This window comes from Streptomyces sp. NPDC048248, from assembly GCF_043201875.1.
Lineage (GTDB): Bacteria > Actinomycetota > Actinomycetes > Streptomycetales > Streptomycetaceae > Streptomyces.
In genome coordinates this window covers 400361-419904 of record NZ_JBICZL010000010.1, presented here as the reverse complement: position 1 = coordinate 419904, position 19544 = coordinate 400361, and the positions used below count along the sequence as shown (strand labels likewise).

Here is a 19544-nt window from a genome sequence, read left to right as displayed (position 1 = left end):
CTGCGCCGCGCCCGCCCCCGGCAGCCGACAACGCCCTTCGGTCCGGGAATTTGCCGATTCGGACCGGAAAAGAGACGCAGCCGATCCCGCCCTTTGCCGGACTTGTCGTCGATGTCGACCCGCTATCCGCGCCGCACGGCATTTACTGAACGTGAGTTACTGTCCGGTCTGAGGAAGTCAATTTCCAAATCATAACGTTGAACACGCAATTGCTGTAGGGGCCCGTGAAATTCCGCGCGTACCACACGCCGGAAGTCCTCCCGCGCTCTCCCTTCCCCCGGTCCCCAACTCCTCGACTATGGCTGGTTTCCCGGTGTGAGCGGGCCCGCGCTGCCACTTGGGTGGAGGGGACGGCCGAGTGGAACGAGGGGGACGGATGTACGACTACATCGTCGTGGGCGCCGGTTCGGCGGGGTGTGTGCTCGCGGCCCGGCTCACCGAGGACGCCGACACCCGGGTGCTGCTCGTCGAGGCCGGCCCCCCGGACGACGCGCAGGAGATCCACGTTCCGGCCGCCTTCAGCAAGCTGTTCCAGACGAAGTACGACTGGAGCTACCTCAGCGACTGCGAACCGGGCCTGGACGGCCGCCGGCGGTTCCTGCCCCGCGGCCGGATGCTCGGCGGGTCGTCGTCGATGAACGCGATGATCTACATCCGCGGCAACCGGCAGGACTACGACGGCTGGGCCGCCGCCGGCGCCGAGCAGTGGGGCTGGAACGACGTCCTGCCCTACTTTCTGAGGGCCGAGGACTTCCAGGGGCCTTCGACGCCGTGGCACGCCACCGGCGGTCCCCTCACCGTCAGCGAGGGCCGCTCGCGGCATCCCCTGATGGCCGCCTACGTCACGGCCGCGCAAGAGGCCGGCCACCCCCTGACCACCGACTTCAACGGCCCGGAACAGGACGGCGTCGGCTACTACCACCTCACCCAACGGAACGGCATGCGATGCAGCACCGCCGTCGCCTACCTGCGGCCCGCGCTGGACCGGCCGAACCTCGACGTGCTCACCGGGGCGCAGTGCACACGCGTGCTGTTCGACGGCGACCGCGCGACCGGCGTCGAGGTGGACCGAGCCGGCGAACCGGTGGCCCTGCACGCCGAACGGGAGGTGCTGCTCTCCGCCGGGGCGTACAACTCCCCGCAACTGCTCATGCTTTCCGGCATCGGCGTGGCCGCTGACCTCGAAGCCCGTGGCATCACGCCCCTCGCGGACCTCCCGGTGGGCGAGAATCTCCAGGACCACCCGCACGTCGGGCTGAGCTACCTGACCGACAGCGAATCGCTGATGACCGCGGAGACCGCGGACAACGTCCGGCTGCTGGAAGCCGAGGGCCGCGGGCCGCTCACCTCCAACGTCGGCGAGGCGGGCGGCTTCCACCGCACCCATGAGGGGCTCACCGCCCCTGACATCCAGGTGCACGCGGCTCCGGTGATGTTCCACGAGGAGGGCATCAGCCCCGTCACCGACCACGCCTTCATGTTCGGCGCGGTGCTGCTCACCCCCACCAGCCGCGGCAAGGTCTCCCTGCGGTCGTCGATCCCCAGCGCCAAGCCGCGCATCCTGCACAACTACCTGACCACGGACGAGGACCGCGCCACCATGGTCCGCGCGCTGCGCCTGCTGCTCGATATCGCCGACCGGCCCAGCCTGCGCAAGCAGCACCGCGAGGACTTCCTGGTCCCCCGCTCCCTGGACGACGCCGGTCTGCTGGCCTTCGCCCGACGCGAGTTGCAGACCCTGTACCACCCGGCGGGCACCTGTTCCATCGGCCCCGTCGTCGACTCCCGCCTACGGGTGCACGGTGTGCGCGGCCTGCGGGTGGTGGACGCCTCCGTGATGCCGACCATCGTGCGCGGCAACACCAACGCTCCCACGATCATGATCGCGGAGAAGGCGGCGGACATGATCCGCGACCTCCCGGCGCCGGCCTGAGGGAGGCGCAGCCGCCCCTGATCCGCCGGCGGTGTCCGGCTCCTCTCGCGGCGCGCTTCCGGCAAGCCGTGAGCCGGCACATGTGGCGCAGGCAACACGCAAAAACGGATGATGCCTCCGATCCCGCGTTGTTGAGCAAGCGGAACGCTGCCTCCGGGCGGCGCTCTCCAACTGCGCTCTCGACCTAGGAGACCCACACGTGAATGCCAGCGACACCGCCGCCCGGGCGGCGCAGGTGCTCTCCCGCACCTTTTCCCTGGACGGCCTCACGGTGCCGAACCGGATAGCCATGGCGCCGATGACCCGTGAGTTCTCGCCGGGCGGCGTCCCGGGAGCGGATGTCGCGGACTACTACGCGCGCCGCGCCGCCGGCGGAGTCGGCCTGATCATCACCGAGGGCACCTACGTCGATCACGCGGCCGCCGGAACCAGCGGCGCCGTCCCCCGCTTCCACGGTGAGGACGCGCTCGCCGGCTGGCAGGGCATCGTGGAGGCGGTGCATGCCGCCGGCGGAACGATCATGCCTCAGCTGTGGCACGTCGGCATGGCCCGTAAGGCGGGCGCACCGCCGTTCCCCGACGCGCCGCCTTCCGGGCCGTCGGGTATCTCCCTCGACGGCGGACCGGCCGGGCACACCATGACGCAGCGGGACCTCGACGACGTCATCGCGGCGTTCGCCGACGCGGCCGCCACCGCCGAACGCCTCGGCTTCGACGGCGTCGAGCTGCACGGCGCGCACGGCTACCTGATCGACCAGTTCCTCTGGTCGGGCACCAACCGGCGAACCGACGCTTACGGCGGCGACCTCACCGCGCGTACCCGCTTCGCCGCCGAGATCGTGGCGGCCTGCCGTGCGGCGGTCTCGCCGGACTTCCCGGTGCTCTTCCGGATGTCCCAGTGGAAGATGGGCGATTACCAGGCCCGTCTCGCCGACACACCGGAGGAGCTGAACGCGCTTCTGACGCCGCTCACCGAGGCGGGCGTGAGTGCCTTCCACTGCTCCACCCGCCGCTACTGGCTGCCGGAGTACGAGGATTCGGACCTCAACCTCGCCGGCTGGGTCAAGAAGCTCTCCGGCAAGCCGACCGTCACCGTGGGCTCGGTGGGACTCGACAACGAGTTCATCGGTACGTTCAAGGGCGAGCGGGCCGGCGTCGCAGGCATCGACCGGCTGCTGGACCGTATGGAGCGCGACGAGTTCGACCTCGTCGCCATCGGCCGGGCCCTGCTCGGCGACCCGGAGTGGGCCGCGAAGATCTTCGAGGGGCGCACCGGCGAACTGGTGCCGTTCGACGCCACGATGCTGCGCTCGCTCAGCTGAGGCGGATACGGGGCACGGCGCCGCTCGGGTGCCGTGCCCCGCGCCGGATCACGACGGCCTACGCTCCGGCGGCACATCTCATATCTGCTCCCGCAGAACGGTGAAGTGGCGGACGAAGCCGGTGAGTCCGGGAAGTTGACGGGGCGGGGTCCAGGTCCGTAGCCCGTCGTAACTGTCGCTGTAGTAGTACGTCTTGTCCGTGTAGCCGTCGAAGTAGATGCGCCAGCCGCCGCCCTCCAACGGCGCCAGGGCGGGGCCCTCCCGCCAGCTTCCCCAACCGGCCCAGTCCCCCGTGCCGGCGAAGACGTAGGGGCCTTCGAGGTGATCGGCCACGGCGTGCTCCAGGTACTTCGTCGTCTCCTGCTTCGTCACGGCGTGGTACTTGCCGCCGTGACGGACGACGAAGGTGTCGATGTAGTTCGACCGGTCGAGGCCGGCCACCGGCTCGGGAATGGTCCAGCGCCGTAGCGTGCCGTCGGTTGCGCTGAGCAAATGCGGCCGGAAGGTGGAGGTGTTGGTGGTGTCCAGCGAGACGATGACATGGGTGCCGCCGTCCTCGTCGACGAACCACTCCGGGGCCCAGGTGCGGGCCAGGCCCGTGACGGGCAGCGTGTGGTCGGCGACGAACCGCCAGTTCTTCCGGTCCTTGCTGCGGGCGAACCCGATGGTGTTGCCGGTCCAGTTGGTGGTGTAGACGATCCAGTAGTGGCCGTCGGCGTGCCTGATGAGGCTCGGGTCGCGAATCAGGCCGGCGGGCGGGACGTAGGCGGGCCCCTTGAGCAGGGTGTACGCCGTCGCGTCCGTGGACTCGTAGACGTACATGTTGGACTCGCTGCTGTTGGTGAAGGCCGTCATGGTGTAGCGGTACGCCTTCGGCGCGCTGTGCGTGGGCCGGTCGGCGACCGGGATGCCGAAGTCCGGGGTACCGTCCGGCCGCCAGCCCAGCCGCTGGATGCGGGTATGACGGTTGGGGTCGTTCAGCGGGTCGCCGGTGATGTCCTTGTACGGGCGGGCGTGGTAGACGAGGACATCGGTGCGGCCGTCCTCGGCGACGGTGAAGGAGTTGTGGCCGGGGCCGTACTGCCGGGTGGTGTCGTTGCTGCTGAAGACCGGCCGGGGCGACTTGACCCAGGACTTCGGGTCCATCAGGTCGCTGCCCGCGTCGGCAGTGAGCAGCCCCAGGCAGTAGTTGCTGTCGGTGGCGCTCGCCGAATACGTCAGGAAGACGCGCCCGTGCCGCTGGAGGACCGAGGGACCCTCGTTTACCTTGAAGCCGACACCCTCCCAGTCGAACTCTGGTGTGGTGAGGCGGACTTGGGGGCCGGTGAGGGTCCACGGATTCGCCATTCCCGACAGAAACACCCCCGTGTTGCCGTCGGTACCGGGCTCGTGCTGCGCCCAGGCGAGATAGCGGACCTCCGACCGGGCCCCTCCCGCGCCGGCGGGTTCGGGCGGCCCGGCGTGGGTGAAGGTGGTGGCGTCGAGCGCGAAGGTGTCCCAGGCGGTGGTGATCTGCCCCCGCTCGGTCCAACTGCCCTGAAACGGATCGCGGTGGGTGTTCTCCAGCACCCACATGCGGATCTTCCAGACGTCGTCCGCGGGCGCCGCGGCGAAGTAGACGTACCACGCGCCGTCGATGTGATGGATCTCCGGCGCCCAGATGTGCGCGCCCATGTCCCCGTCGGTGTGCTTCTTCCAGATCACCGACTCCCCGGCCTCGGTGAGGCCGCTCAGCGTGCGGGAACGGCGCAGCACGATGCGGTCGTACTCGGGGGCGGTGGCCGTGAAGTAGTAATGGCCGTCGGTGTGCCGGTGGATGTGCGGGTCGGCGCGGTTGCGGACGAGCGGGGTGGCGGCGGGGAGCCGAGGACCGGGGCCGGGTTCCTGTTGGGCCCGCGCAATCGACGGCACCGCGGCGAGGGCGCCCGCGGCGAGGACGCCCTGCAACATCAGTCTGCGGCTGGGGATTTCACTGCTGCCCATGTGATGCCTATCCGGATCGAGGGAGGTTCGATATTTCGAACTGCATTTGTGATTCCGAACGTCGAAAAGGTAAGCGGGTGTCACCGGAAGGTCAACGGGGCGGACATCACCCGACGGAGGCCGCCCCTCGGGTCGGCCGCATCTTTCCGACGGTCCGCGACGCGGTGTGCACCGGCGGCGCGATGCCGTACGTCCGAGCCGGAACGGCCGCCGCACAACGGCGGATCGGGGCTCGTTTTGGACCGGAGCGGGATCCTCAATACGATCCGGCGATGATCATAAGAAAACGGTGGGCAGCCGGGGTGTGCGGGCTGCTTGCCGCACTGGCCGTCGCGCTGCTTCCCACACCTGCCACGGCGGATGAGCCGGATACCCACCCCTCCCCCAAGGTCGAGCTGACACTCGACGTCAGCGGCTCGATGCGCGCGCGGGACATCGACGGACAGAGCCGCATGGCCGCGGCCAAGCAGGCCTTCAACGAAGTGCTGGACGCGGTGCCTGACGAGGTCCAGCTCGGCATACGCACTCTCGGCGCCAACTACCCTGGCGAGGACCGGAAGGTCGGCTGCAAGGACACCCGGCAGCTCTACCCCGTGGGCCCGCTCGACCGGACCGAGGCGAAGACGGCGGTGGCGACCCTCCGGCCCACCGGCTGGACGCCCATCGGCCCGGCCCTGCTGGGTGCCGCCCACGACCTCAAGGGGGGCGACGGGACCCGCAGGATCGTGCTCATCACGGACGGCGAGGACACCTGCGCCCCGCTCGACCCGTGCCAGGTGGCACGCGACATCGCAGCCGAGGGCATCCACCTCGTCGTCGACACGCTCGGGCTGCTGCCCAACGCCAAGACCCGTAATCAGCTGAGCTGTATCGCCGAGGCGACCGGCGGCACCTACACCTCCGTGCAGCACACCGATCAACTACGCGATCGAGTACACCAGTTGGTGGAGCGCGCCGCCGATCCCGTCGTCACACCGGTGGCCACCAAGGGCACCGCGCAGTGCGCCGATGCCCCGAAGCTGACCGCCGGGCTCTACAGCGACCGGGAGAAGTTCGCCGAGCACCGCTGGTACCGGGTGGAGGTCCGGCCCGGCCAGGAGCTGCGGGCCTCGGTGAGCATCGCCGCGGACCGCGCGGTCAACAACGACTACGGGGTCATGCTGCGCGCCTCGACCGTGCACGGCCGGGAGATCGTCCGCGGCTCGGAGGCGGGTGACGGGCGCACCGATGTCATCTCGTCCGGACTGCGCTACCCGACCGCGCCGCGCGACGCGGCGGACGACGAGAGCGAGCCCGCGGCGGAGACCGTCTGCCTCCAGCTCAGCAACTCCTTCTCGGCGCCCGCATCGGTCAAGACGGAGCCCGGCCTTCCCGTCGAGCTGACCGTCGACCTGGTGGACGGGCCCGGCGACGCTGCCGACGTGGCGTCCTTCGGTCTCGGCCGCGGCTGGTGGCTGCTGGGCTTCCTGGCGCTCACCGGACTGCTGGCCGGGCTGCTGTGGGGCTGGATCTCCCGTTGGCGCGTCACCGTTTGGAGGACCAACTGATGCGCACCACACGCATAGTGATGACCGCGATGCTGGCGGGTGCCGGTCTGCTCGGGATGACGCGAGCCGCCGCGGCCGACAGCCCCGCACCGAGTCCGAGCGGCAGTGTGGACGCATCGGCCGCGGCTCCGACCGAGGCGGGCACCTCCTTCCGTACGGCGACCGCCGTACGGCCGGGGCAGCGCGCCACGGCCGATGCGTCCACCGGCGACTACCTGTACTGGGTGGTGCCCGTCGATGCGGGTCAGCGCGCCACCGTGACGGCGAAGGTGAAGCTGCCCGAGTCCGCCCGGCACGGCGCGGCCACCTGGCGGCTCGATGTGTTCGACGGGCTCCGCCGGCGTCAGGCGTGCAGGTACGGCGCCCAGACCGGGGTGGCGGCCGCGGACACCTCGTCCGTCGAGCTGTCCTGCACGCTGCGCACGGTCCGCGCGTGGGCGGAACCGTGGGCGAACGATCCCCTGCCGGGCAGCTACTACCTCCGTCTGACCGTCGTGGACCTGCCGCGGGATGACCTGGGCCTGCCCGTACACGCCGAGGTCCAGGCAAGGACGACCGACGAGGGCGGCGCACGGGCCGTGGACGGCTCGCTCGCCGCTCCCCTGGTCCCCGGCGCCGGCACCGCCTCGCCGGAGGCCGACCGGAGCACGGATTCCCGGGCGGCCGGAGCCACGGTCGAGCCGGAGGGAGGCTGGTCCTCCGGGCAGTGGTCGGACCGGTGGATCTGGACCGCGGTGGGGGGTCTCCTCGCCGCCCTCGCGGGCATCGGTGGATACCGCCTCACCCGGGGATCGGGGCGGCCTTCACGGGTGTCCCAGGTGCCACCGGGCGCCTGACGGACGGGCCCGGCAGGGCGGGCGGCGGCAGACGGGGCGGGGGGCTCCGGCGGACAGACGATCGGCCACGGAACCCGAGCCGCCCCGTCGGACACACCCCGGGGCCGCACGTGGGCCTCCGCCTCGTCGGGCACTACCTGGGCCCCCGTCGACCCCCGCCCCGTCCGCGGGCGCACGGCCGGACGGGGCGCCCTCCGCCGCTCCGCCCGGACGCCCGGCCCACCATGCCGTTCAGATCGCCGCGAGCCCGGTGGGACCTCGCCTCCTCTTCCTTTCCCCGCGGCGAAAGGAAGAGGAGGCGCCGCTGCGGAGATCAGCCCTGCCCGGTCAGCCCTCCGGGAACGGTTTCCGCGTGTGTCAAAGTGGAATAAGCACGAATAATGCGGTACAAGCCGGACAGCTCGGGGCAAAAGCCGGGTGGTGCCGGAGCGGGGCAGAGAGGGTGGTCATGTCCATACGGTCCGAGCGTGCCGCGGCGGTCGCGGAACCTCAGCAGTACGCGAACCCACGGGATGCCGAGTACGCCGACCTGTTCGGCCAGGCCCCGGTGATCTTCGCCGCGCTCAACGGACCGGACCTTGTGCTGGAGGCCGCGAACCCGGCCTTCTTCGAGGTCTTCGGCGGCGACGTGAGCAGTGTCGGCAAGCCGGTCCGTGAGGTGCTGCCGGAATTGGCACCACAGGGCGTCCTCGATCATCTGGAATCGGTGTACCGCACCGGTACCGCCTACCGGGCCCGGGACGGGCGGCTGGTCATCGGCCCGCCCGGTGACGAGCGCGAGGGATTCTTCGACGTCACCTACGAGCCCCGCCGCGACACGGCGGGCAGCATCGACGGCGTGATCGTGCTCGCCGTCGAGACCACCGCGTTCCACCACGCCCAGCTGCTGGCTTCCGAGCAGCGCATTCTGCTGGAGCAGATCGCTCGCGACGCGCCGCTCGAGGAGATCCTGCGCGGCATGGCGCGGACCATCGAGGAGCTCTCCCCGGAGACCATCGTCTCGGTGCTGCTCGCCGACGTCGACGGGCTGCACCTGCGGCACGGCACCGGCCCGAGCCTGCCACCGTTCTACAACCAGGCGATCGACGGCATAGCCATCGGCGAGGGCGTCGGCTCGTGCGGGACGGCCGCCCATACGCTCGGGACGGTCATTGTCACCGACATCTCCACGGACGCCCTGTGGGAGAACTACCGCGACCTGGCACGCCGGGCCGGACTCGCGGCGTGCTGGTCCACCCCGATCCAGGGCGCGGACGGGCGGCTGCTCGGAACCTTCGCCATGTACCACCGGGAGCCCAAGGCCCCCGAGCCCAATGACATCTCGCTGAGCACCGCCTTCGCGCGCATCGCCGCCCTCGCCATCGAACGGCACCAGACCATGGCGGCCCGGCGTGCCGCCCAGGAACGGGAACGGGCCGCACGTGAGGACCTGGCCTTCATATTGGAGGCCAGCACCGCCATCACCCGCGAGCCGCACTACGCCGAGTGCCTCCAGTGCCTGGCCCGGCTGACGGTGCCGGCCCTGGCGCCGCTGTGCGCCGTGCACGTTCTGGAGGAGGGCCGGATCCGGCAGATCGCGGTGGCCGCCACGGGCCCGGCCGAGAGGGATCTGCTCGCCTCCCCCGCCATCCGCGACGAGGTCGACGCGGCGGTCGCCCGGGTGCTGGCGTCCGGCGCCACCGAGACCGACCACCAGGGCCGCTCGCCGACCAGGCTCTCCGAGCAGGCGGGCATCCGCGGCTATGTGTGCGCCCCGCTGACCACCCGCGGCCGCACCTTCGGCGTCATGACGCTGCTGGCCACCGACCGCCCCCTGGACCGGCACCTCATCGCGCTCGCCGAGGAGCTCGCCCGCCGGGCCGCATCAAGCGCCGACAACGCCCACCAGTTCAGCGACCGCGTCCAGCTCGCCCGAGATCTGCAGGCCGGCCTGCTGCCGCCCGAGATCCCGACGATCCCCGGTGTCGACCTGGCGGTCTCCTACCACCCCGCCGGCGAGGGGCTCGACGTCGGCGGCGATTTCTACGATGTCTTCCCGCTCCCCGACGAGCGCTGGGCGATCATGATCGGCGATGTGTGCGGACGCGGCGCCCGGGCGGCCAACACCACCGGCCTGGTGCGTCACACCACGCGGGCCGCCGCCCGGCTGCTGAGCGACCCGTCGGCGGTGGTCGGCGCCGTCAATGACGCGCTCAACGCCGACACCACGGACGTCGACACCTTCGTCTCGCTGGTCTACGGCGAGCTGCGGCGCACCTCCTCCCACCTGTCGCTGAATCTGATCCGCGCCGGCCATGTGCCCCCGCTCGTACGCCGCGCCGACGGCACGGTGGAGGAACTCGTCCAGCCGGGCCTGCTGTTGGGCATCCACCCCGGTTTCGACGGGTCGCCCGGCGGCGTCGAGCTGTATCCGGGTGACAGCCTGGTCATGGTCACCGACGGCATCACCGAAGCCCGCTCCGCCGACGGCGAGTTCTTCGGGGAGGAGCGCCTGATGGACTCCCTCGCCGTGTTCCGGCCCACGCCGCCCACCTCCGCAGCCCTCCTGCATTTCCTCACCTCCGCGGTGACCGCCTTCGCCGGCAGCTCCACCGTCGACGACCAGGCCGCGCTGATCCTCACCGCCACCTGAGACGCCCGACGGGCGGCCGGTGCCGCCGCCGCGCCGCGGGCGGCGGAGCAGGGGAGCACTCGGTGGCGCGGCCGTTCACGTACCACTCCATGCGCAGGTCGGCGCCGGGGTGCCGGGGAGCGCGCCGCCGCCAACCGCCATACTGCGAGGACTCCTTCTTCCCCTGTCCCGAAGGGAACGTCACGACGTGTCCTCCTCCTCGCCCACCCTCACGCGTACCTCCGTCGCGATCGTCGGTGCCGGGCCCGCCGGGCTCACGGTGGCAAATCTGCTGCGCAACGCCGGAGTGGACTGCGTACTGCTGGAGGCCGAGAGCCGGGAGTTCATCGAACAGCGGCCGCGCGCGGGTTTCATGGAGGAGTGGGCCGTACACGCGCTGGCCCGGCACGGGCTTGCCGATCGCATCCTCGAACGTGCCGAGAGGCAGGAGCAGTTCGAGTTCCGGGTCGCCGGGGAGCGGCACACCGTACGGACCGCGAAGCTCTCGGGCCGGCGCCATTTCGTCTACCCGCAGCCGCTGCTCGTCACCGACCTCGCCGCGTCGTACGTGGACCGGGCGGGGGGCGATGTGCGGTTCGGCGTGCGGGACGTGCGGCTGAGCGGGCTGGAGGGCGACCGGCCGGCCGTGTCGTACACCGATCCGTCGAGCGGCGAGCGGCACCGCGTCGAGTGCGACTTCGTAGCGGGCTGCGACGGCGCGCGCGGGGTGTCACAGGCGGCGATACCCGACGACCGGGCGGTCATCACCCGCCATCACCACGGCGTCGCCTGGCTGGCGCTGCTGGCCCAGGCGCCGCCGTCCGCGGACGGCGTGGTCTTCGGCATCCACGAGCGGGGCTTCGGTGCCCACATGGCCCGCAGCCCCGAGGTCACCCGCTACTACCTGGAAGTGCCGCCCGGGGACGACCCCGGCAACTGGTCGCACGCGCGGGTGTGGGAGGAGCTGCGCATCCGGCTCGGCGCGGCCGGGGCCCCGCCGCTGTCCGAGGGGCCGCTGATCGAGCAGGTGGTCCTGGACATGCACGACTACGTCGTGGAGCCCATGGCGTACGGCCGCCTCTACCTGGCGGGCGACTCCGCCCACCTCGTCGCGCCCATCGCGGCGAAGGGCATGAACCTCGCGATCAACGACGCGCTGCTGCTCGCCGGTGCGCTGATCCGGCACCGCCAAGGCGACGACAGCGGCCTGGCGGGCTATTCCGAGGCGTGCCTGCGGCGTGTCTGGCAGTACCAGGAGTTCTCGCAGTGGCTGTCGGAGGTGATGCACGGCGCCTCGTCCGGTGATCGGTTCCGTGCGGGCACGGCCGCTGCCCGGCTCCGGCGACTGCTGGGGTCCGAGTCCGCGGCGCAGGCGTTCGCGGGGCTCTACCTCGGCGAGGAGGCCGACCTGTGACGGCCTGAACGGCGCACCGGAGCATGTTGCTCATGCGGAGCGGGTGTTGACGCTGCGGGTCCGGCAGGTGCACCGGGCCCGCAGTCGTACCCCGGCCGGGGTCAGCCGGCCAGCAGGCGGTGGAGCGCCAGTGGTGTCACATATCCCGACCAGCGGCCGTCGCCGAAGAGGTGAACGCCGGCGTCCTTGTAGCACTGGTCGACGAGCTGGGAGCAGATCATGTGCCCGGTGGCGGAGATGTAGCGGCGCAGCCCCGGGACGGGCAGATGGATCCGGTGGGCGGCGATCGCCACGTAGTCGAGGAAGCTGTACGGCACGCCCACGTACGCGCCGGACGCCGAGCAGATGTCCGCACGCTGCTGCTCCGAGAGGCCGGACGGGCAGACGTACAGCACGTCCGCTCCCTCGTAGGACGAGAGGGGCCGGATGCGGGCCCCGCCCGGTTCCGCTTCCAGCAGCTGGTTGTCGGGAAGCACGAGGAACGCGTGCTGGTAGTCGGCGAAGCCGTTGCCGTTCAGCCACTGGCCGATACGGATCAACCGGCCTACCCGGCCGGATATTTGGGTGAGCCCGATGTCGCCGGGCAGGGGATCGGAATGAATCATGTGCGGCTCCAGGAGACGCGAGAGGGGATTCGCAGAGGTGATACCCCTCTTCCGGGCTGATGGAGCCTCCGGGGGGCGGTGAGTACGGCGGCGATCACTGCTGGATTCCCGGGGCGTCCGTCGGGTACGCGACGGGTGGAAGGCTGTCCGACCGGGGCTGCTGTCCTGCACGCGCCCCCGCACGGGAGCTCTGAGGCGGCACGCCGTGTACGTACACCGCGCGTCGCGCACCACAGCGGCCACACCCCCTGGGTACGGCTGTGGCGCAGGAGGTCCCCGGAGTGCCGCCTTCCGGAAAGGAGAGTGGCCCGTGTTCTTCGTCGAGACCCTGGAGACAGAGGGGCTGGGAAACCGCAGTTACCTCGCCGGCGGGCGGCAGACCGCTGTAGTGGTGGATCCGCCGCGCGACATCGAACGCGTGGTGGTGGCCGCGGCACGGCGCGGGGTGCGCATCCGCCATGTGGTGGAGACCCACCTGCACAACGACTACCTCACCGGCGGCCTGGATCTGGCCCGGCTCACGGGCGCGCACTATCTGGTGCCGGCCGCGGCGCGGGTCGCGTTCGACCGGGTCCCGGTGGACGAGGGCGACATCTTCGACGTGGACGGCGACCTGGCACTGCGGGCCCTGGCCACCCCTGGACACACCCCGCACCACACCTCCTACGTCCTGGTGGAAGCGGGCCGGGAAGTGGCGGCCTTCACCGGCGGATCACTGCTGATCGGCAGTGTCGGCCGACCCGACCTGGTGGAACCGCGGCTCACCGAGGATCTCGCCCGCTCCCAGCACGCCTCCGCCCACCGTCTCGCCGCTGAGCTGGAGGACGAGGTGGAAGTGCTGCCGACCCACGGATTCGGCGGGTTCTGCTCCGCCTCGCAGCCCAAGGGCGACAGCACCACCATCGGGGCCGAGCGCAGGAGCAACGATGCGCTCACCCTGGACGTCGGCACCTTCGTCGAGCGGACACTGGCGGGGCTGGACGACGTGCCGGCGTACTACGCCCACATGGGCCCCCTCAACGCCGAGGGCCCCCCTCCGCTGGACCTGACCCCTCCCCCGGTCGCCGACGGCGAGGAGATCGCCGAGCGGCTGGCGGCCGGGGAGTGGGTGGTGGACCTGCGCAGCCGTGTCGCCTTCTCCGAGGGGCATGTGTCCGGGTCGTTCAACTTCGAGGCGGACGGCAAGCCGGCGATCTACCTGGCGTGGCTGATCCCGTGGGGTGAGCCGGTCACACTGCTCGCCGCCTCGGCCGAACAACTCGCTTTTGCGCAACGCGAGTTGGCGAGGGTCGGTATTGAGCGGCCCGCCTGCGCAGCCCTCGGTGATCCGACTTCCTGGGTGCGTGCCGGGGAGCGCCCACGCTCCTTTCCCCGGGCCGGCTTCGCCGATCTGAAGCGCGCGGCCGACCGGGACGGTGACGTCGTGGTGCTGGATGTGCGGCGGGACACGGAGCGGGCGGAGGGCTACCTTGCGGGATCCACCCATGTGCCCCTCCACCACCTGCACGACCGCGCCGGTGAGGTGCCCGCAGGGCAGGTGTGGGTGCACTGCGCGACCGGGATGCGCGCGGCGACCGCCGCGTCCATGCTGGACGCCGCCGGTCGTGAGGTGGTGACCGTCGACGACACCTTCGCGGACGCCGAAGCGGCCGGACTGAACGTCGTCACGCACTGAATGCCGCACGAGCGCGGAGGCAATGCCGCCCACCGGGCCAGGGAGAGGAGCCCGCCGCGGCCGGTTGCGCACCGACCCAGCTCACCGGCCGCCATGCCCGGCCCCACCCTGCCTCCCCGGTCATGGCCCACCGGGTAATTTGTTCAGTCCGGGTCACCCCGGCGAAGGAAAGGAACCACCACCCATGACGACGCCCACCGCCCTGCATCCCGACCAGGCTGCCACCCGCCTCGACGAGTACACCGTCATCGACGTGCGGACCCCGGGCGAGTACGCCGCCGGCCATCTCCCGGGCTCCCACAACATCCCCCTGGACCACTTCGGCACCGCACTACCCGCGCTCAAGGCCGCGGCGGCCCGCAGCGACCTGCTGCTGGTGTGCGCCTCGGGCAGCCGCTCCGTCGCGGCCTGCGAGAAGCTCGCCGCCGCCGATGTCCGGGCCGCAACCCTCACCGGCGGCACCAGCGCCTGGGCCGACCAGGGGCACGGGCTGGAGCGCGCCGTCGACGCCACCGCGGTGTGGCCCATGGAACGCCAGGTCCGACTCGCCGCCGGATCACTGGTCCTCCTGGGCCTCGCGGTCGGCACCCGCTACCGCGCCGCCCGCTGGCTGTCCGCCGCCATCGGCGGCGGCCTGGTCTTCTCCGCGGCCACCGACACCTGCGGCATGGCCGCCGCCCTCGCCAAACTGCCCCACAACCGCCCCCGCACCACCGACCTCGATGCCACCCTGTCGGCCCTCCAGCCGTAGGCGGGACGGCCGGCCGTCGCAGCGCTCGGGCGGGTCACGGAAGCCGGGCCGGGCTCCCCAGGGTCTCGCCGAGAGCCGCTCGGTCGATCTTGCCGTTGCGGTTGAGGGGCAAGGCGTCCAGTCCGGTGAGGGTGGCGGGCACCATATAGGCCGGGAGGCGGCGGCGCAGGGCCGTACGCAGAGCGTCCTCCTGGGGCGCGGCTCCGGTGTACGCGGCGGCGAGTTCGATGCCCGCGGGGGTGGTCAGCGGGACGACCGCCGCGTCGATGACACCGGGCACCGCCCGCATCGCCGCCTCGACCTCACCGAGTTCGACCCGGTAGCCGTGGACCTGCACCTGCTGGTCGCCCCGCCCCAGGTGTACCAGCGGACCACCGGCCGGGGCACCGTCATCGCCCGGGTCACCAGGAGCGTCGGGCAGGGCGCTGACGCGGTCGCCGGTGCGGTACCAGTGGTCGTCCGTCAACGCTGTGGCGGGATCGTAGGGGGACCCGTCGGGCGCGAGAAAGCGATCGGCGTCGTTCGCCGGGTCGAGATAGCCGGGGAAGCGCTGAGGGCCTCGTACGCACAACTCTCCCTCATGAACGCGTAGTTGGAGCCCGGTGTGGAGGGCGCCGATCGGCACGGTGCCGTTGGCGGGCTCCGGCCAGCTCGCACGGTCTCCGGGAAGCCGGTAGGTGCTGCAGGTGACGGTCAGTTCGGTCGGGCCGTAGGCGTTCTCCAACGAACTCTGCGGAGCGGCCTCGTGCCACGCCGCCGCCTGCTGGAGTGTCAGCGGCTCCCCGCAGAACATGCTGCTGCGCAGGGTCGGCATGCTGCCCGGGGCAAGGGCCCGCAGCCGCTGGGCGATCGAGATGACCGAAGGCACCGAGTTCCAGTGCGTCAGCGCGCGCCGGTTGACGAAACGGACCGGTGACAGCAGTTCGCCGCGGGTCGGTACGACCAGGGTGGCGCCACTCCCCCAGGCGGTGAACATGTCGTGGACCGAGGGGTCGAAGGTCAGATCGAAGGTCTGCGAGAAGCGGGCCCCGGGGCCTGCGCCGCACCGGGGGACGACATGGTCGAGGTAGGCGCAGACGTTGCGCTGCTGGATGGGTACGCCCTTGGGGACGCCCGTCGAGCCCGAGGTGAAAAGGATGTAGGCGAGGTCCTCCGGCTGTGCGGGAGGAGTCGGGAACCGGACCTGGGGCGAGGTCGGCAGTCGCAGGAACTCGAAATCGGTCAAGACCAGTGCGGGAGCGCCGAGTTGGCCTGGGCGGTCGGCGGTCGCGTCGGCGAGTACTGCGTCGAGCCGGGCGGCCCGTGCCACCACGGCGTTGCGCTCGGCCGGAAAGGCGGGGCCGAGGGGGACGACGGTGGCGCCCAGGCGCTGGATGGCGAGGTAGCCGGCGTAGGCCAGCGCACTGCGCCCGGCCAGCAGCCCCACCCGGCGGGGCGGGGCGTCGTGCAGGTGCCTCAGCAGCCGGGCCGCCAGCGCGTCCGCGAGAGCCGAGAGTTCGGCGTACGTCAGCGTGGTGTCGCCGACCTCCAGGGCCGCGCGGTCCTTGTGCAGGGTGGCCGACGTCGCGAACCAGTCGTAGAGGGTGTGCCGTTCGGCGGGCATGCTCACCGTTCGCCTTTCTCGTGTGCGGGTCTCTGGATTACGCGGAGAACGCGCAGCTCAGCGGAAGGGGCGAGTGATCTCGCAGGCTGAGCCAGCGGTAGTCGCCCCAGCGGCCGGCCCGCGCACCCGGTGGCACGTCGATGGTCCAGGGACGCCCGGAGAGGCCCGCCCCGCAGGCCTTGACGCACGCCTCCTGGGCGGTCCACACCCACGCCACCTCCTCGGCGGCCCGCGCCGGGGGAAGCGCGGTGATCCTTCGGGCGTGCCCGTGCAGCAGCCGACGGGCCAACGACGGAGTGACGGCGGATCCCGGCCGCTGCACATCCACACCGAGGTCGCGCCCGATCGCGACCCCGGCGGCGAGCGCGCCTCCGCTGTGCGAAACGCTGATACCGACCGTGCGGTGCCCGCGCAGCCGGGGCTTTCCCCCGGGGTCTGCGGTGATGTCGGCGGCGGCCGGTGCGGGGCACACCGCGGCGATCAACTCCCGCAGCAGCGCGCGACCGGCGAGGAATTCGCGGGCACGCCACTCGGGCAGGGCGCTCGCGCGGCGCAGGTCGTCGCGGTGGTCGCTGGGCGCCACCCGGCCGACGGACGAGGTGCTGACCCAGATGCGGTCCTCGACCATGAGCGGAGCCGTCATGTGTGCGCCGTCCGTGCCATGTCGGCGATGACGGCCTCTGCGGCGTCCGCCACCGCGCCGAGGACCACTTCGTTGGCTCCGCCGCCGATGGCGAACAGCGCGGCCTGCGCGCGGAGTTCCTGGATGCCGCCGGTGGCGAATCCAGCCGCTCCCCACAGTTGGCCGCACTCCGCGAGGACGTGGTTGACGGTGGCCCCCGCGGCTGCCTTGAGGGTGGCGGCGGCCGTCGTGTCGTGACGTACCGCGACCTGCTCGGCGTGGTACGCCACCAGTGCCTGGAGTTCGCGCACCCGCACCAGGCAGGCCGAGAAGGTCCGGCGCACGCCGTCCAGGTCCCACAGGGTTCCCTCGCCGTGGGGGCGGCCGGAGAGGTGGCGGAGGGTGTCGTCGAGCACCCGGCGGCACAGGGCCACGCCCCACTGCGCCCCGGCGAGCCGTTCGGTGGCGATGTGGCGGGCGAAGAGCGGCAGTCCGAATCCGACCCGGCCCAGGAGGTGGTCGCGGTCCAGCCGCACTCCGTCGAGGACGACATGCCCCACGCCCGAGTCGGCGAACAGGGCGGAGTCCGCGGGGCCCACGCTGACCCCCGGGGCGTCGGCGGGCACCAGGACCCAGGTGAAGTGGGTGAAGTGCCGGCCGGGGCGGTGCCGGGCCAGGACGAGGAAGAAGGCCGCCGTGGTGGTGTTGGCGATCCAGTTCTTCTCTCCGGTCACTTCCAGGGCGTCGTCATCGATCCGTACCCGGGTGCGCAGCGCGGTGAGGTCCGTGCCGGCGGTGACGTCGGTGGCCGCCAGGGCGATGGTGGCCCGGCCGGCGAGGGCGCTCGTGAGCGCCTGCTGCGCCACCTGCGAACGGCCCGTGGCGAGGATGGGCAGCGCGGTGGCCAATTGGACGCTCACCGACAGGGTGGCGGCGAGGGAGAAGCGGGTGTCGACGGCGGCGAGCAGGTTCGCGAGGCCGTCGGGGTCGGCTCCCGACCGGACGTCGCCGTCCCGGTAGGCCCGGGTGATCAGGCCGGCCCGGCCGAGCGCGGCCCAGACCTGGGCGCCGCTCGCGGTATGCGGCAGCGCGTCGAGTGCGGCGTGGCCGGCGGCGGCCGGGGCCGTTACGGCTGTCGGCGCGGTCGCTTCGTGCGCGGACGGCGCCTGCGCGGGCGGTTCCTGCTGCGTTTCAGGCAAAGCTGACTCCCTGGTCGCGCAGCGCCAGCCTGCCGTCGGCGAGGAGCAGCCGGTCGTTGCTGTAGTTCAGCGCCGCGGAACGCAGGTCCCGCAGTGCCCGTTCGAGCCGGGTCGGCGAGTCCTTGAGGTAGCCGTGCCGCAGGCCGACCGCGGCGATCAGGTCGTCCACCGCGGCGAAGCACTGCTCGGACGCGGTGATCTTGAGCGAGTTGAGCTGGAGTTGACGCGCCGCGGCGGAGAGGTCCTGGCCGGACTCCACCGTACGGAGGGTCTGTTGCAGCAGTGCGTGCACGGTGTCCAGGCGCTGGCGTGCGCGGGCCAGGCGGGTGAGCAGGAGCTCCGAGGTGAGATCGAATCGGGCGCGGCCGTCCGGGCTGCGCAGGAGCCGCAGCACGCGCGACAGGGCGCCCGCGGCCGTGCCGAGCCACGCCGCCGACCAGCCCAGATGGGCCAGCGGGCCGAAGATCTCCGCGGCGATCCGGTGGAACTCACCGTGTTCGCCCACCACGTGGTGCGCGGGGACGCCGCCGGTCAGCCGGAGCGCGACGCTGTGACTGGCGCGCATGCCCATCGGCTGCCAGTCCCCCGATCCGCTGATGTCGAGTGCGTCGCGGTGGGCGTAGACCAGCGACACCTCGTTCGTGGTCTCGGCGTGCGGACTGCGCATGGTGATGAGGAAGCCGTCGGCGTGCAGGCCGCCGGTGACGATGGGGGCGAAGCGGTCGATCGCCAAGTCGGCGCCTGCAGCGGCGAGTTGAGCCTCGGCACTGAGAAGGTGACCGCCCTTTCCTGCTTCCGTGGTGACGGAGGCGAGATAGATCTCCCCTGCCGCGATTCCCGGCAGGAGTTCCTTGCGCAGCCGCTCGCTCCCGTACCGGATGACCGCCTCGGTCTGCTGGCAGTGCATCGCGAAGATCATCCCGACGGACATATCGCTGCGCCCGAGGGTCTGTGCCGCCGCCACCAGGTCCCGGACGGTGCCGCCGAGCCCGCCGTGGGCGGTGGGGACGAGGAGGCCGAGCAGCCCGGTGCGGCGGAGAGCGGCCAGCGCCTCGACGGGAAACTGCGCGGACTCGTCGGCGCGCTCGGCATGCCGCTCGGTGACCTCGGCGACCTCGGCGAGAGCGGCCGACACATCGAGCTGACCGCCCTCCGGCCGGCCGGCGGAAGAGGTACTCATGCGGTCACCCGGCCCGTCGGCGCGTCGGGGAGCTGGGCGCGGATGACGCCCCAGAGGCTGCCGGCGGTGGCGAAGGTGGCGTCGTTCAGCTCCTCGTCCGGCAGGGATATCCCGAAGGTGTCCTCCACGGCGAACAGCAGCTCGATGGCCTGCATGGAGTCGACACCCAGCTTGCGCAGGTCGGTGTCGGGCGTGATGACGAGCTCGTCGGCGCCCGCGTGCTTGAGGAAGGGGCGCAGCAGCTCGGTGAAACGGGAATCCATG

15 protein-coding genes and 1 pseudogene are annotated in these 19544 nt (G+C 71.7%); 8 read left to right on the top strand and 8 right to left on the bottom strand.

Features of this window, described 5'->3' with window-relative positions:
* Window positions 1-376: 376 nt before the first annotated feature.
* Both ACGFZW_RS24030 and ACGFZW_RS24025 read left to right on the top strand, forming a co-directional pair.
* Window positions 377-1933 (top strand): GMC family oxidoreductase, encoded by a 1557-nt coding sequence (locus ACGFZW_RS24030; protein ID WP_393895243.1) that lies wholly within the window; start codon window positions 377-379, stop codon window positions 1931-1933.
* A gap of 199 nt (window positions 1934-2132) precedes the next feature.
* The gene (locus ACGFZW_RS24025; protein WP_393895242.1) at window positions 2133-3254 is read left to right on the top strand and encodes an NADH:flavin oxidoreductase; all 1122 of its coding nucleotides are present in this window, start codon (window positions 2133-2135) and stop codon (window positions 3252-3254) included.
* Window positions 3255-3332: 78 nt separating this feature from the next.
* On the opposite strand, the gene ACGFZW_RS24020 is transcribed toward ACGFZW_RS24025, so the two are convergent.
* Window positions 3333-4076, bottom strand: coding sequence for a glycoside hydrolase family 43 protein (locus ACGFZW_RS24020; protein WP_393895292.1), 744 nt, complete (start codon window positions 4074-4076; stop codon window positions 3333-3335).
* A gap of 63 nt (window positions 4077-4139) precedes the next feature.
* Window positions 4140-5237: pseudogene (locus ACGFZW_RS24015) on the bottom strand (family 43 glycosylhydrolase); the annotation flags it as partial.
* Between the two features lie 272 nt (window positions 5238-5509).
* Here ACGFZW_RS24015 and ACGFZW_RS24010 point away from each other — a divergent pair.
* The 4 genes from ACGFZW_RS24010 (at window position 5510) to ACGFZW_RS23995 (ending at window position 11645) form a co-directional block, all read left to right on the top strand.
* Window positions 5510-6784 (top strand): VWA domain-containing protein, encoded by a 1275-nt coding sequence (locus tag ACGFZW_RS24010; RefSeq protein ID WP_393895241.1) that lies wholly within the window; start codon window positions 5510-5512, stop codon window positions 6782-6784.
* Window positions 6784-7620: a hypothetical protein gene (locus ACGFZW_RS24005; RefSeq protein ID WP_393895240.1), complete on the top strand. Its 837-nt coding sequence runs from the start codon at window positions 6784-6786 to the stop codon at window positions 7618-7620. The genes ACGFZW_RS24010 and ACGFZW_RS24005 overlap by 1 nt, the downstream gene beginning before the upstream one ends.
* Before the next feature lie 448 nt (window positions 7621-8068).
* Complete coding sequence (locus tag ACGFZW_RS24000) at window positions 8069-10252, top strand: SpoIIE family protein phosphatase (RefSeq protein ID WP_393895239.1); 2184 nt, start codon at window positions 8069-8071, stop codon at window positions 10250-10252.
* Window positions 10253-10439: 187 nt separating this feature from the next.
* Window positions 10440-11645 carry a 4-hydroxybenzoate 3-monooxygenase gene (locus ACGFZW_RS23995; RefSeq protein WP_393895238.1) on the top strand — a complete coding sequence of 402 codons (1206 nt, stop codon included), beginning with the start codon at window positions 10440-10442 and terminating at the stop codon, window positions 11643-11645.
* A gap of 101 nt (window positions 11646-11746) precedes the next feature.
* On the opposite strand, the gene ACGFZW_RS23990 is transcribed toward ACGFZW_RS23995, so the two are convergent.
* Window positions 11747-12250: a hypothetical protein gene (locus tag ACGFZW_RS23990; RefSeq protein ID WP_393895237.1), complete on the bottom strand. Its 504-nt coding sequence runs from the start codon at window positions 12248-12250 to the stop codon at window positions 11747-11749.
* Window positions 12251-12560: 310 nt separating this feature from the next.
* On the opposite strand from ACGFZW_RS23990, the gene ACGFZW_RS23985 reads away from it, so the two are divergent.
* On the top strand, window positions 12561-13925 hold the full coding sequence (locus ACGFZW_RS23985) for a rhodanese-like domain-containing protein (protein WP_393895236.1): 1365 nt from the start codon (window positions 12561-12563) through the stop codon (window positions 13923-13925).
* Between the two features lie 184 nt (window positions 13926-14109).
* Window positions 14110-14676: a rhodanese-like domain-containing protein gene (locus ACGFZW_RS23980; protein ID WP_393895235.1), complete on the top strand. Its 567-nt coding sequence runs from the start codon at window positions 14110-14112 to the stop codon at window positions 14674-14676.
* Window positions 14677-14710: 34 nt separating this feature from the next.
* Here the strand turns inward: ACGFZW_RS23980 and ACGFZW_RS23975 are convergent, their stop codons facing one another.
* The 5 genes from ACGFZW_RS23975 to ACGFZW_RS23955 are packed head-to-tail and all read right to left on the bottom strand — an operon-like array spanning window position 14711 to window position 19543.
* Window positions 14711-16279 carry an AMP-binding protein gene (locus ACGFZW_RS23975; RefSeq protein ID WP_393895234.1) on the bottom strand — a complete coding sequence of 523 codons (1569 nt, stop codon included), beginning with the start codon at window positions 16277-16279 and terminating at the stop codon, window positions 14711-14713.
* Window positions 16280-16316: 37 nt separating this feature from the next.
* Entirely contained in the window at window positions 16317-16922 is a 606-nt protein-coding gene (locus ACGFZW_RS23970) for a 4'-phosphopantetheinyl transferase family protein (protein WP_393895233.1), read from the bottom strand.
* Window positions 16919-18100 (bottom strand): acyl-CoA dehydrogenase family protein, encoded by a 1182-nt coding sequence (locus tag ACGFZW_RS23965; RefSeq protein ID WP_393895232.1) that lies wholly within the window; start codon window positions 18098-18100, stop codon window positions 16919-16921. Before ACGFZW_RS23965 ends, ACGFZW_RS23970 begins: the two co-directional genes overlap by 4 nt.
* Window positions 18093-19280, bottom strand: a complete 1188-nt coding sequence (locus tag ACGFZW_RS23960) for an acyl-CoA dehydrogenase family protein (protein ID WP_393895231.1) — start codon at window positions 19278-19280, stop codon at window positions 18093-18095. Before ACGFZW_RS23960 ends, ACGFZW_RS23965 begins: the two co-directional genes overlap by 8 nt.
* Window positions 19277-19543, bottom strand: a complete 267-nt coding sequence (locus ACGFZW_RS23955; RefSeq protein ID WP_393895230.1) for an acyl carrier protein — start codon at window positions 19541-19543, stop codon at window positions 19277-19279. The genes ACGFZW_RS23960 and ACGFZW_RS23955 overlap by 4 nt, the downstream gene beginning before the upstream one ends.
* Window position 19544 lies beyond the last annotated feature (1 nt).

Bases quoted from the DNA above. Each gene is read 5' to 3' on its own strand.
- ACGFZW_RS24030 (WP_393895243.1), top strand. From the start codon at position 377: ATGTACGACTACATCGTCGTGGGCGCCGGTTCGGCGGGGTGTGTGCTC.
- ACGFZW_RS24020 (WP_393895292.1), bottom strand. From the start codon at position 4,076: ATGTACGTCTACGAGTCCACGGACGCGACGGCGTACACCCTGCTCAAG.
- ACGFZW_RS24010 (WP_393895241.1), top strand. From the start codon at position 5,510: ATGATCATAAGAAAACGGTGGGCAGCCGGGGTGTGCGGGCTGCTTGCC.
- ACGFZW_RS24005 (WP_393895240.1), top strand. From the start codon at position 6,784: ATGCGCACCACACGCATAGTGATGACCGCGATGCTGGCGGGTGCCGGT.
- ACGFZW_RS24000 (WP_393895239.1), top strand. From the start codon at position 8,069: ATGTCCATACGGTCCGAGCGTGCCGCGGCGGTCGCGGAACCTCAGCAG.
- ACGFZW_RS23990 (WP_393895237.1), bottom strand. From the start codon at position 12,250: ATGATTCATTCCGATCCCCTGCCCGGCGACATCGGGCTCACCCAAATA.
- ACGFZW_RS23980 (WP_393895235.1), top strand. From the start codon at position 14,110: ATGACGACGCCCACCGCCCTGCATCCCGACCAGGCTGCCACCCGCCTC.
- ACGFZW_RS23975 (WP_393895234.1), bottom strand. From the start codon at position 16,279: ATGCCCGCCGAACGGCACACCCTCTACGACTGGTTCGCGACGTCGGCC.
- ACGFZW_RS23970 (WP_393895233.1), bottom strand. From the start codon at position 16,922: ATGACGGCTCCGCTCATGGTCGAGGACCGCATCTGGGTCAGCACCTCG.
- ACGFZW_RS23960 (WP_393895231.1), bottom strand. From the start codon at position 19,280: ATGAGTACCTCTTCCGCCGGCCGGCCGGAGGGCGGTCAGCTCGATGTG.
- ACGFZW_RS23955 (WP_393895230.1), bottom strand. From the start codon at position 19,543: ATGGATTCCCGTTTCACCGAGCTGCTGCGCCCCTTCCTCAAGCACGCG.